The sequence below is a fragment of the Sapientia aquatica genome, assembly GCF_004358105.1.
GTDB lineage: Bacteria > Pseudomonadota > Gammaproteobacteria > Burkholderiales > Burkholderiaceae_D > Solimicrobium > Solimicrobium aquaticum.
In genome coordinates this window covers 439,486-452,679 of record NZ_SMYL01000002.1, presented here as the reverse complement: position 1 = coordinate 452,679, position 13,194 = coordinate 439,486, and the positions used below count along the sequence as shown (strand labels likewise).

Genomic DNA, 13,194 nt, shown 5'->3' with positions numbered 1-13,194 from the left:
CCCCTCCCCCATTGCTGACAGCGTGCCTTCCAACATTGATTCTCATTTTTGCTCTGAAATACGAGAACAAATATCTAAACTTCATTTACCAAAATTACTATAGTATTGCCCGCTGAAATAACTACAACTACGGAGGCAATATGGCACAAAACTCGGCGCACAGTCCGCTGGATTCAAACTCGCAATCAAGCAGTAAATTCATTGAAACACGTTCCATCGATTACATCCCCGAAGCAGAGCGGCACGGACGACTGTGGAGCCAATTTACGCTCTGGTTTGGCACTAATTTGCAAATCACGTCTATCGTTACTGGCGCGCTCGCCGTGATTTTAGGCGGCGATGTTTTTTGGTCATTAATTGGATTATTTGTAGGTCAAATTTTCGGCGGTACTGTCATGGCATTGCACGCCGCGCAAGGGCCGCAACTGGGCTTGCCGCAAATGATTTCGAGCCGAGTGCAATTTGGTGTGTTTGGCGCGGTGATCCCGATTGTGCTGGTTTGTATTTTGTACTTGGGATTCTCAGCGACCGGCATCGTGCTGGCAGGTCAATCTCTGGGCAGCTTACTCAATACCAGCAGCACCGTGGGTATTGTTGTCTTTAGTTTGTTCATTATTGGCGTGACGATTTTTGGTTACCGCGTGATCCACGTGCTCGGTCGATTTGCTAGCTTAATCGGGATTATCGCCTTCATTTATTTATACACTTCGCTGGTGTTTAAATACGATTTAGCCGCCTTGCTTGAAGCTAATCGCCATTTCACTTTGCCGAACTTCCTATTAGCGATATCGTTGGGCGCTTCGTGGCAAATCGCCTATGGACCTTATGTCGCTGATTATTCGCGTTACCTACCTAGCGCTATTTCGCCCTTGAAAACGTTTTTAGCCGTCGGTGGCGGCTCCGCCATTGGCTCGCAAATTTCGATGAGCTTGGGCGTCTTTGCTGCCGCCTTGGCGGGAGATCAATTCGTCGGACATGAAGTCAATTTTATTGTCGGCTTGGGCGGAACCGGTATCATCGCTAGCTTTTTATATTTGAGTATTATTCTCGGCAAAGTGATGGCAACCACACTTAACACCTACGGCAGCTTTATGTCGATCGCAACGATATTAAGTGGATTTAAACGCCAGCAACGTTTCTCTCCCGTCGCACGTTTTATTTACATCGTCTTGATTGTTGGCGTAGCGGCAGCGGTGGCACTGACTGGACAAGGGGCATTCTTAAAACTATTTAAATCCTTCATCCTATTCTTGCTCGCCTTTTTCACACCATGGAGCGCAATCAATTTGGTCGATTATTATTTTGTGACCAAAGGTCGCTATGATTTGGTGGCTCTCTCCGATCCGAATGGTCGTTACGGTCGATGGAACATCGCGGGGATTAGTACTTACGTCGTCGGTGTCACGGTGCAGATGCCATTTTTGGCGACTAGTTTTTATACCGGGCCGTTAGTCGAAAAACTAGGCGGAACCGATATTTCTTGGATTATTGGATTGCTGGTTCCCGGAGTGATGTATTACTTCGCTTGCAAAATTTGGCCCAAGTCGATTCCCGACAAATTGATGTTACCGAGTTAGCTTTACTAAGAAAAACGCGCCAAATGCAGTCGATTTGGCGCGTTTTTTTGGGCCCCAATTACATCTAACGGCAAAGCTTAGTTACCCTTAAAACGCCAAGCATACGTTTGGCTGACTTTTAATTGTTCTTTGCTGCCTTTAATTTCAACTTTGATTCCACCCAATTCATCCCGATGCGCCCGCGCAATGGCGTTCATATTGACGAGTATCCCGCGATTGATTTGCCAGAACTGCTCAGGATCTAACCCTTTCTGCAAATCCTTAATTGCGGTCCGAATTAAGCCTTCATCGGAAGCGCTGACGACGCGGGTATAACGCGTATCGGATTCAAAAAATAGAATCTCATCAATTGGGAAAATTTGAATGGACTTGCCCGAACTGGCGCTAATCCAACGCAAACGTTCTTTGTTGGATTGCTCGCTCAATCGCTTTTCCACCAAATCCATCATTTGCAGTAATTCTTCCGATTTGCTGCCGCGACTCAGTCGTGCTTGCACGCGCTCCACCGATTGAGCTAATCGTTCGTTCTGAATTGGTTTTAGCAAATAATCGCAAGCCGCCAAATTAAAGGCATCAATCGCATACGCATCGTAGGCGGTAACAAAGACGACATTGCATTTTCCGTTCGACACGCGCGCCACGTCCAAGCCACTTAAACCAGGCATACGAATATCCAAAAACGCTACGTCCGGCTGATGCGCCACAATTGCATCAAGCGCGTCGCAGCCGTCTTCGCACTCGGCCAAAATCGTTAGCTCCGGCCACGCCTGCTGCAGCATGCGGCGTAATTCTTCGCGCTGTAAATACTCGTCATCGGCAATAATTGCAGTTGGCATCGCTGGCCTTGTTAGAGTGAAAGTGTAGATTGATCGGAAAGCGGCATCACAATACTGGCGCAAACACCGCCTTCGTCGCGCTCGACTAAACTTAGCGCAGCTTGGTCACCATAGAGTTGCATGAGACGCTCGCGTATGTTGGCTAAACCAATGCCAGTGCCCGTTGTGACGCCGGCCAAACCGAGTCCGTTATCAATCACCGAGAGGACTAATTTTGGTTCAGCGTCTATCTCTTTTTGTTCGGCAATAACATCGATATGTACAGGCCCTTTTTTTAGCTCGATGCCGTGTTTCACGGCATTCTCGACCAGTGAAATCAACATTAACGGTGGAATGAATTGCTCACGCAAGGCCGGATCGCATTCCACGCGAAAACTCATACGTGGAATGCGGAATTTAATGACGCCCAAATACGCTTGAATCGCTTGCAGTTGCGAGGTTAATTTCACTTGCGAACAGGTGCCATCTTCACGAATCTGTGGAATCGTGGCACGCAAGTACTCAACTAAATTGTCGATCAACGCCACGCCCATTTGCGGGTCGCTAGAAATTGCCGAGCGCACGCCAGCTAAAGTATTGAATAAAAAGTGGGGTTCAATTTGGCTAGCTAATACCGATAAGCGTAATTCGGCTTCATTGCGCTCCTGTTTATAGCGAGCGACTTTTTTAGCGACCAATTCTTCTTTCATGTGGCGCTGCTGGCGGAAATAAGCGACAAAATCTAACGCACCACCGAGCCAAGTAAATAACGCGATAGAAAAAAGAAGATTGATTCCTGTTACCGCAGAATTATTCATGCCTCGTTGAGTCGCTTCAAAATACTTAATACTGTCTTGATCCATTTCGTGCAAATGCTCGACCCACCATTCCTTTTCCATGCGGTCACCAATTCGTTTAATTCCAAACGAGCTAGCGACACCAAAGACCAGCACAGCAATTAAGGCGACGAGTTTTATTTTTTCAGTCAGCTTTCGCTTGCAAACCAATACAGCCAGCCAGCGTCCGATCAGCAATGAATACACAATACAGACGCAGAGATACAGGAAATTGGCCAGCATATAGCACTGCATGCCCGGTGGCATGACAAAGACACTAACCGACATTAATAACAAAAACGTTGCCACGGGCAGCACAAATGAACGCACCCGATATTTAAACCAAGTTTGGCTAAAAATCGGATACTTCTGTGCACGCGCGCCCCATCCGCCGTAGCGCGTCCAGAAAGGAGCGGGCAATTCTGAATCGATCGCTGGTTCGACTTCAACGAGAGGTTTTGCTGAGGCTAATTTTTTCATGCTTTGCGTTTCTTGATTCGGTGGTCTGTTTATTTTCAAATTCTACTTATTTTTCTCACGCGCAAGTAATAATGTGGCGAACGACTTAGATTTGGCGATGAACTTGGCTTTTTGCGCAATAGCCGATCGTATTCTGCCCGTCGGTAAAGGTGGAATTTGGCGCATTTAAATGCAAAATTTACAATTAATATGCGTTTTGATTTATTATTCTTTCCCTTGTTTTCAATCTAAGGACCACGATGTCTGCACCGAAAAAAGCTCAGCACATTCAGCCCAATCAACACCCGCATCCACAAACTTGGCGCGCCGTGATTTCGTCCTCGATTGGTAATGCCTTGGAATGGTTCGACATCCTAATCTATGGCGCTTTTGCGGTCACGATTTCTAAACTATTTTTTCCTACCGACGATCCAGCGATCTCATTGCTCATTACCTTCGCTACTTTCGGCGTATCGTTTTTTATGCGTCCATTGGGCGCGGTCCTACTCGGCTCCTACTCCGACAAAGTCGGACGTAAAGCGGCGTTGACCTTGTCGATTCTGTTAATGATGATAGGAACCCTAATCATCGCCATCATGCCAACTTACAAATCGATAGGCTTATGGGCGCCCGCTGCGATTGTGTTGGCGCGCTTGATTCAAGGCTTTTCAGCGGGCGGTGAATTCGGAAGCTCTACCGCTTTTTTAGTCGAACATGCCCCGCATCGACGTGGCTTTTTTTCAAGTTGGCAAGTCGCCAGTCAAGGCATCGCAATGTGGTTGGCCGCCGTTTTTGGCGCAGTTTTGTCTTCGCAGCTGACCGTTGAACAGTTAGAAAGCTGGGGCTGGCGTTTGCCGTTTATCTTTGGCTTATTAATTGGCCCAGCCGGTTATTACATCCGCCAACATCTCGATGAATCGCCAGAATTTTCTGAAGTCGGTTCCACCGCATCACCATTGAAAGACATTTTTGCCGAACAAAAAGAACGCCTATTAATTGGATCGGGCTGCGTAGTCATGGCGACCGTCTCGGTGTACACCATCATGTACATGCCCACCTTTGCGGTGAAGCAGCTTGGCATGAGCTCGACTGATGCGTTTTCTACCATGATCTTGGCGGGCCTCATTATGATGACGTGCTCACCCATCGTTGGTCATTTCAGCGACAAGATCGGCCGCACGCCGTTTATGTTGGTCAGCAGTGTGTTATTTGCCTTCCTTACCTACCCGCTCTATCAATACCTAACCAACAATCCCAGCTTCGCCAACCTGCTATTAATTCAAGGAGTGCTGGGACTATTAATGACGATGTATTTCGCTTCGATGCCCGCTTTGTTGTCCGACATCTTTCCAGTACAAACACGCGGAACGGGAATGTCACTGAGCTACAACATCGGCGTGATGATTTTTGGCGGCTTCGCCGGGATGATCATTACTTGGCTTATCGCCGTCACGCAGAACAAGTTAGCGATTGCCTTCTACGTGATTGCGGCGGCGCTTGTCAGTGTTGGCGCCACGTTGGCAGCGCGCTACCGCCTGAAGATGCGCTAAAGATTGAAATCATCCTGATTTAACTTACGCCCACTCCAAATAAGGTTATTTTTTAACCAAATAACCTTAATTTGTCACAAAATTGTCCTAAAATAAGTTTAGAGTTATCATTCCAATTCAGCTATTTTCTTTCCTTAGTCCCCAAGGCAAAGCGGTAGAATCTGCCGCTTAAAATGAGCGTTCTGCTCGATACTTTAAGAAAGTTATGCATGAATCAAGTCGTCATTAGCGGTACAGGGCTATATACGCCGCCGTTTTCCATCTCCAACGAAGAATTAATTACTTGTTTTAATAGCTACGTTCAACAATTTAATAGCGACAATGCCGCCGCGATTGCAGCTGGTGAAGTCACCGCACTCGAAGAATCCAGTGTTGGCTTTATCGAAAAAGCCTCGGGCATCAAAGCGCGCTATGTGGTCGAAAAATCCGGCGTACTCGATCCAACCCGCATGGTTCCGCATATCCCAGAACGCTCCGACGACGCACCCTCGATCATGTGCGAAATGGCAGTCAATGCGGCGCACCAAGCCTTGGAACGTGCCGGCAAAACCGCCCACGATGTCGATGCGGTCATCGTCGCATGCAGCAACATGCAACGCGCTTATCCAGCCATTGCTGTTGAAGTACAAACTGCGTTGGGAATCGAAGGTTACGGCTTTGATATGAACGTCGCTTGCTCATCAGCGACTTTCGGCATTCAGGCAGCGGTCAGCGCAATTCAAAGTGGTCAAGCCCGCGCGGTGTTAGTGCTCAATCCTGAAATCACTAGCGGCCACTTAAATTGGCGTGATCGCGACAGCCATTTTATTTTTGGTGATGCATGTACTGCGATTTTGTTAGAGCGCGCAGACTTGGCCACATCCAAGCATCAGTTCGCGGTAGTTGATGTCAAACTCAAGACCCAGTTCTCCAACAACATCCGCAACAACTTTGGTTTCTTAAACCGCGCCGATGAATCCGGCGTTGGTAAGCCCGACAAATTATTCCGCCAACAAGGCCGCAAGGTATTTAAAGAAGTCTGCCCGATGGCCGCGGCCATGATTGCCGACACTGTGCAACATGCGCAACTGTCGATCACTAACATCAACCGTTTCTGGCTGCATCAAGCGAATTTAAATATGAATTTGCTGATTATCCGCATGATTTTGGGACGCGACGCGACACCGGAAGAATCCCCAACGATTCTCGATACCTACGCCAATACGTCCTCGGCTGGTTCGATCATTGCCTTCCACAAACACCAAGATGACTTAGCTGCTGGCGCGCACGGCGTGATTTGCTCGTTTGGCGCGGGTTATTCAATAGGCTGCGTGGTAGTTAAAAAGCTGTAATCGTTTTAAAACTGTTGCGTCCTCCGAGAAGGGCGCAACAGCAAATCACTTGGCAGTCAAATTTGCCGATTCAATTAGCTAATTAAAAATTAGCCATCAACTTCAAACCCACAACATAGGCATCCTCTGTCTGCGACACGCCAGCAGGATTGGTCCAGTATTGCAAACCAGGTTGAATGCTAATGGCTGGAGTAACTTGGAAGTTGTAGTACACCTCACCCACCACTTCGGCTGAATCGCGAATTAATACGGGATTGAATCCAGCAACGCCCGCGCCTAGTTGATTGCTTAATCGCGCGTTATTAATGTAGTCGTTATTCAATTTTGCGTACGACACGCCGATACCAAATGAATCCTTAGGGCGTTGAGAAAAAATCCCGGGATACCGAATCCCTGCTGAATAGTTGTACTTCACAATCTTGCTGCGGTCTCCGATCCCGCCGGTAAAGAACAAATGCATGCCATCGGTGCTGGCTGCGCCTTGCTGGGTGATTTGCTGGGTGAAATTCCAGTATAAAAATTCCTGATCACTATGAACCTTAGGCGCTAAATGGGGAAATAAGGCTTGCGGTTGATTATTGGACGCCAAATACAAATCGTTGTAATCGGCATTGCTGTAGGTTGCGCCGAGTTGGTAAATCCCAGGTAATTTGCCATTGCCGAAAACCGGGCGATATTCCAATTCCAACGGAATAACTGTTCCTTTGCTGCCTGAGGTAAATAATGAGAAAGCCTGATTACGATCTTCGCGTCGTGGGTTTTGATCGTACAAACCAGTCTTAACAGTCCATTCGGGTGCGAACTTGTATTGAGCGCTCACGCCCCACTGTCCAACGTTCCAGTTATACCAAATACCGTTGTTGGCCGATTTCCCACCGCACAGCATCAAGGTTTGAAAATCGCACGGCGTCGCGTTGTCGAAGTCCCAAACTTTATTGATCAAGCCAGCCCGAATTTTTAATTTTTGATCAAAAAACGCCTGACGGTAAGACAATAAACCTAAACGCCAAATTGAGCCGCGCCCGTGGCTTTCTTGGGTCGAATTGACAAACGGCGCTTGCGGGTCGTACAGATCGGAGTAGGTCAAGTTATCGTCGTGATTGCGATTGACGATTAGGGCATCAATTTCTGCATCCTGAATACCGGCGATTTTATTGAGATCAAAATTAAATTTGAAATGGAATTGATCAATGTATTTTGTGGCGCGATCGTCGGTATAGCCGCCTTTGGCGAGGTAGGCGGTTTGGCTGACATAGCCAAAATCCAATTTATATCCTTTGTCTTGCATACTTTGACGCCAGTCAGAGACGTTATCTAATACCGACTTTTGTTCTGACGAACCTTCAGCAAAAGCATTGGCGCTTGCGACGAATAAAACCATTGCACCCAATGCGCTAATCGCATTAAGACCCGCGCTAACTGTACTTTTTTTCATACCTTGTCTCCTGTAAATTGTGAATCACCTGCTACTGTTACTACTTCTACTAATGTTGCTACTGCTGCTACTAATGCTTATCTCAACCACTGCTCTCTATTACTTCGGTTTGCGACGCGATACCGCCTTTAACATCGCGATGGATGTGACGCTGTATCCTTTCCAGCTTCAACCTTTAAGGAACTGTTTCGTAGAATCTGCTTTAAATTAAAATTTCCTTTTAAAACAGCGCCATCATTTTTAGTCCGAGCACCACCGCATTCGGTGTCTCCGCAAGGCCAGCTGGCTTGCGCCAATATTGCAATCCCGGTTGAATGCTGATCGCTGGCGTTACCTGCACGTTGTAATAAACTTCGCTCACCATCTCGACCGAATCGCGTATCGGCAAAGGCGAAAATCCTTCAATGCCAGCGTTCACTTGATTCATTAAATGGGCATTACTGACATAGTCTTTATTGAGCCGAGAATAGGAAACGCCAATACCAAATGAGTCCTTAGGACGTTGCGAGAGAATCCCTGGATAGCGCAATCCAGCCGACATGTTTGCTTTGACGTGCTTAGTCCGTCCGCCTATGCCACCGGTAAAAAATAGATGCATTCCGTCGTTGGCGCTCGCGCCTTTCTGACTAATCTGCTGGGTGAAGTTCCAATAGATATATTGCTGATCGTGATGAATCTTGTAATCCAACTGCGGGAACAAAGCGTGTGGTTGATCGTTGGAGGCTAAATACACATCTTTGCTATCGGCGTTGCTGTAAGTCGTGCCGATCTCATAAATGCCATGCAGCTTGCCATTGGCAAAGGTTGGTCGATATTCCAGCTCTAGCGGTACGATAATTCCTTGGCTACCAGAAGTAGAGAAGGAAAATGCTTGGCTGCGCTCTTGCCGACTGGGGTTTTGATCGTACAGACCAGTTTTAATAATCCATTGGGGTGAGAGCTGATACTGCGCACTGACGCCCCACTGCGCCACATTCCAGTTGTACCAAATCGCCGATCTGCCGGACTTACCTGCGCATAGCAATGAGCTTTGAAAATCGCACGGCGTTGCGTTATCAAAGTCCCAGACTTTATTAATTAATCCAGCGCGAATTTTTAGTTTTTTATCGAGGAAAGACTGGCGGTAAGAAAACAAACCTAATCGCCAAATCGATCCGCGTCCGTGACTTTCTTGGGTTGAATTCAGGCGCGGTGCGCCCGGGTCATAAATGTCGCTATTACTTAAGTTTTCGTCGTGATTACGATTGACGAATAAAGCCTCAAAAACCGCATCTTCAATGCCGGCTATCTTGGCTAAATCAACATTAAATTTGAAATGAAACTGATCAATGAATTTGGTAGGATGCTCGCCGCTATAACCACCATCCACCAAATGGGCGGCTTGGTTCACATAACCAGCCTCCATTTGATACCCTTTATCGCTCATGCTGTGGCGCCAATCGGCTGCCTCTTGGAATAGCGATTTTTCGTCTGGCAAAATTCCAGCGAAGGCGTAACCGCTTGCACTAAACATCAACGCGCTCGCGATTGTGCCAACGCCAAATACACCCTTTTTCATGCTTTGTCTCCGAATCGAAATGAACAGCTTCAAGGCTGTTTCTTGTTATGGGAATCTCAGAAATCAATTCTGGGTTTAATGTCGAGGCGCACGGGGTTTTGGCCCAAGAATGGTGTTTTACCGACCATCGCTTGCACCACCGCTTCTTGAATTGGCAAACTTGGGCAGTAGCCAAAAATAACCGTCTGACATTGCTCGATTTCGTGGACTTGATAAGGATTGCCGAGCGACACAAACACTGTCGGGATGAGATGCCAGAAGCGCTGCATTACGTGGAATAAACCGGGCTGCAAGTTTTGCCAATTAATCCCGATAAACCCTTTACAGAACGCCGCTTCATCGGCGGTAACGATAACGACCAAATCAAAGAGATCCGAATTAATCGCTAAACCGGCAGTTAATGTGGTGACTGAAAAACCTTGCGCTTGCAGTAGTTCTTCAAATTGAAGTTTTTCTTTAGTGCCTAAAATCGACTCGCGCTTTTGCGGTTCGATTAACAAAACGCGCTGATGTTTAGCGGGAGAAATGGGCAGAAGTTGTGCGTTATCACGCAACAAAGTAACGCAGCTTTGTGCAATATCCCGCGCAGTTTTTGCATGCGCTTGCGCATCAAACGGTACGGGTTGGAAGCGTGCTTCAGCTAAACCTAACGACGCCTTCAAGGCAAGAATACGCAACACCGATTCATCTAAACGCTGTTGACTTAAGCGCCCGCTGTTTAAGGCATTTTTTAAATGATTAAAATCGCCTTCGATGTCTTCGGGGAACAATAAAATGTCGCATCCGTTTTCAATACAATCGGCCACCAATTGAGCACGATCAGCTTGCGAGGTCATGCCCGCCATCATGGATGCGTCAGAGACGATTAACCCAGCGAACCCAAGTTGATCGCGCAGCAAATCAAGATTTAATCGCGCCGATAAACTCGCAGGCGCGCCGCTGGCATCGTAGCTTGGCAGATTAATGTGGGCGCTCATAATTGTTTGTACGCCGGCATCAATCATGCGCTGGTAAATCATGCCGTAGGTTTGTTTCCAGCGCTCGAACGAGAGTGAGTTTTCACTCAAGGATAAGTGCTGGTCTTTGTCGTCCATGCCATCACCCGGCCAATGCTTTGCGCAAGCGGCCATGCCGTTTTCTTGCATCGCTTGAATATAGGCTGCGCCCAGGTCAGCGATTTGCTCTGGGTAGCTACCGAACGAGCGTGTGCAGACGATGGGATTGCGTGGATTAATACTGATATCAACGATGGGACTGTACGACCAGTTATATCCCGCATTGCGACCTTCAATTGCTGCAATACGAGCCGCATCGGCAGCGGCTTGAGTACTTCCAGTCGCTGCGATCGTCAACTGATTAGTCAACATCGTGCCATGTCCGATGGCACCGTTTTCCACGTACTCCAAATCGCCTGCCATCAACAACGGCAATTTACTGTGCGACTGCAAATACTGGGCTGAGCGTTGCAATGAATCGAGCGGTCCGTTGTGGATTCGAAATACACCACCGACCGGAATTTTTAATGCTGCGTCCAAGTCATCTTGATCTAAATCCAAAACCAGCGGCAGCAAAGTTTGGCCGATTTTTTCGTCATTATTGAGCGTATCAAACGTGCTTTGCACCCATTGCAAACGCTGTTCATTTAAATTGAATGGGGCTAGCGCAAACGACTTAATCAGTGCGGAATTGTTCATAAGGTTCCTTTAAATTGAAATATGTGAGGTACAAACAAAGGGAATAACCACGAGGGAAAAACAAAGTACGAAGATCAAACTGTGTGCGAAACTTCAGAAGAAGACGCTTGGCGACGTTGCTGCAAACCTTGCTTAATTTGGGCCAGCATCGCAGCGTCGAGTTTGTAGGTAAAAAACAATAAGGCAGCAATGCAAAGCAGAATCAACGCAGGGAAAATGCTTAGCATCATCGTAATACCGTGAGCCGCTTGGGCCGTTTGCACTTGGTTGGCCACGTAGCCGAAATAGCCGAGCAACCAACCCGAGAGAGCGCCACCAATTCCCATGCCGATTTTGGCCGAGCATGTACCGCTGGCGAAGATCAAACCGGTCATGCGTACTTCAAACTTCCATTCACCATAATCAGCCACGTCCGCCAACATCGAGAAATACAAGGCGGCAGCGACGAAGGTAATTCCCGTCACAACGAGGTGTTCAAGGAATAGCAGTTCCAAACGGGTAACTGGCGTGAAGTAAAACAAGACCATCACAACGCAACTCAATAGCAGGCTGAAAATAAAGCTATTTAATTTGCCAACATGTTGCGCAAAAAAAGATGCCGAAGCACCGCCCAAAATGCCGGCAATGCTGCCACCCGCCATAAACAAGGTCGCCAATCCATTACCGTCCCATCCAGACCAGCCCAACGCGGCCAGGATAGAATTATTTTGAATAGCATCTGGTGTGACGACATATTTGAAATAGTACAAAACCGAACCGATGCGAAGAATCAAGGCCACGAACATAAAAATCGACGCGAACGTCATCACGCACCACGGCCCGCTTTTAAACAACAATAAGACGTCTTGCACGATGGTGGATTTTTGCTGCGGTAAAGGTGCGATACGCTCCCGGGTGTTTAAGAACGTGACCATGAACATCACGAAGGCCAAGGTAGCAAAAATAATGACCGCCATTTGATAACCCTGCGCCAAGTCGCCATTGGCGAAAAAATTCACCAGCGGCAAAGTGCAGCCATTAATAATTAAGGCACCGACTTGGGATAAGGCGATCCGGAACGACGCTAAATCGTTGCGCTCCTTCGGATCATCGGTCATCACGCCCGACAAGGCCGAGTACGGAATATTGATCGCGGTATAAGCAATCATTAAGGCGTTATAGGTGATCCAGGCATAAATGATTCGTCCGCGCTCACTGAGGTCGGGCGTTGAGAACGCTAAGATGAAAAAAATCGTGAACGGCAGCGCCATCCATAAAATATACGGCCGAAAACTACCAAAGCGGCTGCGCGTCCGATCGGCAATCGCCCCCATGGAGAAATCAAAAAAACCATCCAACACACGCGAAAATAAAAAAAGCAGCCCGACTTGAGCTGCTGGAATCTTAAAAATATCGGTGTAGAAGAACATCATGAAGCTCAAAATGGTTGTAAACACCAAGTTACAACCCGCGTCGCCCAGTCCGTAGCAAATTTTTTCGCGTAATGAAAGTGCCATCGTTGTCTCGTCTCAAGTGAGTTAGTTGAAGAAATGTAATAAATTTACATGTCATTTAAATATCATTTGAGACCGATCATACTGGCGTTTTTTTATTTCCTCAACATAAAATTTACAAAAAGTAAATTAGTAATCTCAACAAAGTTAACAAAAACTGACTAATTTGTTGCCTACAAAAAATTAAATTCGCTATTTAATAAACCAAATCCGTCACAATTTCGCAGTAAGCTTCAGATATGATTATTGAAAGCAATAAAAATCTAATGAAATTAATGCTTAAAAATTAATAAAATTTTCTAGATCAAGCGATTCTTAACTAAAACAGAAGTAAAAATGGTATTCAACCAAACAACTAGCGGCGCAAACTGAATTGCCTATGCTGATTGAACGCAACAAGCTGTATAAAAACACAGTGCATTTCAGTTGTGCCCTGCTATACTAGC

9 protein-coding genes are annotated in these 13,194 nt (G+C 46.9%); 3 read left to right on the top strand and 6 right to left on the bottom strand.

The window, feature by feature from the left end:
• The first annotated feature begins 167 nt into the window (after window positions 1-167).
• Window positions 168-1,577: a purine-cytosine permease family protein gene (locus E2I14_RS06040; protein WP_406675699.1), complete on the top strand. Its 1,410-nt coding sequence runs from the start codon at window positions 168-170 to the stop codon at window positions 1,575-1,577.
• Between the two features lie 77 nt (window positions 1,578-1,654).
• Here the strand turns inward: E2I14_RS06040 and E2I14_RS06035 are convergent, their stop codons facing one another.
• Together E2I14_RS06035 and E2I14_RS06030 are read right to left on the bottom strand one after the other, a co-directional pair.
• Complete coding sequence (locus tag E2I14_RS06035) at window positions 1,655-2,413, bottom strand: LytR/AlgR family response regulator transcription factor (protein ID WP_133326455.1); 759 nt, start codon at window positions 2,411-2,413, stop codon at window positions 1,655-1,657.
• Window positions 2,414-2,424: 11 nt separating this feature from the next.
• Complete coding sequence (locus tag E2I14_RS06030; protein WP_133326453.1) at window positions 2,425-3,708, bottom strand: sensor histidine kinase; 1,284 nt, start codon at window positions 3,706-3,708, stop codon at window positions 2,425-2,427.
• 239 nt (window positions 3,709-3,947) lie between these two features.
• Here E2I14_RS06030 and E2I14_RS06025 point away from each other — a divergent pair, with 239 nt between their 5' ends.
• Both E2I14_RS06025 and E2I14_RS06020 read left to right on the top strand, forming a co-directional pair.
• Window positions 3,948-5,237 carry an MFS transporter gene (locus E2I14_RS06025; RefSeq protein WP_133326451.1) on the top strand — a complete coding sequence of 430 codons (1,290 nt, stop codon included), beginning with the start codon at window positions 3,948-3,950 and terminating at the stop codon, window positions 5,235-5,237.
• Between the two features lie 209 nt (window positions 5,238-5,446).
• Complete coding sequence (locus E2I14_RS06020; RefSeq protein WP_133326449.1) at window positions 5,447-6,568, top strand: beta-ketoacyl-ACP synthase III; 1,122 nt, start codon at window positions 5,447-5,449, stop codon at window positions 6,566-6,568.
• Between the two features lie 82 nt (window positions 6,569-6,650).
• Here E2I14_RS06020 and E2I14_RS06015 read toward each other — a convergent pair whose 3' ends face one another.
• From E2I14_RS06015 to E2I14_RS06000, 4 genes are all read right to left on the bottom strand, one after another.
• Window positions 6,651-8,003, bottom strand: coding sequence for a carbohydrate porin (locus E2I14_RS06015; protein WP_133326447.1), 1,353 nt, complete (start codon window positions 8,001-8,003; stop codon window positions 6,651-6,653).
• Between the two features lie 220 nt (window positions 8,004-8,223).
• Complete coding sequence (locus E2I14_RS06010) at window positions 8,224-9,561, bottom strand: carbohydrate porin (protein WP_133326445.1); 1,338 nt, start codon at window positions 9,559-9,561, stop codon at window positions 8,224-8,226.
• Between the two features lie 56 nt (window positions 9,562-9,617).
• On the bottom strand, window positions 9,618-11,255 hold the full coding sequence (locus tag E2I14_RS06005; protein WP_133326443.1) for a glycoside hydrolase family 3 protein: 1,638 nt from the start codon (window positions 11,253-11,255) through the stop codon (window positions 9,618-9,620).
• Between the two features lie 74 nt (window positions 11,256-11,329).
• Window positions 11,330-12,751, bottom strand: coding sequence for a glycoside-pentoside-hexuronide (GPH):cation symporter (locus E2I14_RS06000; RefSeq protein WP_133326441.1), 1,422 nt, complete (start codon window positions 12,749-12,751; stop codon window positions 11,330-11,332).
• Window positions 12,752-13,194: the final 443 nt, after the last annotated feature.

Excerpts from the sequence above, each read along its gene's own strand:
- E2I14_RS06010 (WP_133326445.1), bottom strand. The coding sequence starts at position 9,561 with ATGAAAAAGGGTGTATTTGGCGTTGGCACAATCGCGAGCGCGTTGATG.
- E2I14_RS06025 (WP_133326451.1), top strand. The coding sequence starts at position 3,948 with ATGTCTGCACCGAAAAAAGCTCAGCACATTCAGCCCAATCAACACCCG.
- E2I14_RS06005 (WP_133326443.1), bottom strand. The coding sequence starts at position 11,255 with ATGAACAATTCCGCACTGATTAAGTCGTTTGCGCTAGCCCCATTCAAT.
- E2I14_RS06035 (WP_133326455.1), bottom strand. The coding sequence starts at position 2,413 with ATGCCAACTGCAATTATTGCCGATGACGAGTATTTACAGCGCGAAGAA.
- E2I14_RS06030 (WP_133326453.1), bottom strand. The coding sequence starts at position 3,708 with ATGAAAAAATTAGCCTCAGCAAAACCTCTCGTTGAAGTCGAACCAGCG.
- E2I14_RS06000 (WP_133326441.1), bottom strand. The coding sequence starts at position 12,751 with ATGGCACTTTCATTACGCGAAAAAATTTGCTACGGACTGGGCGACGCG.
- E2I14_RS06015 (WP_133326447.1), bottom strand. The coding sequence starts at position 8,003 with ATGAAAAAAAGTACAGTTAGCGCGGGTCTTAATGCGATTAGCGCATTG.
- E2I14_RS06020 (WP_133326449.1), top strand. The coding sequence starts at position 5,447 with ATGAATCAAGTCGTCATTAGCGGTACAGGGCTATATACGCCGCCGTTT.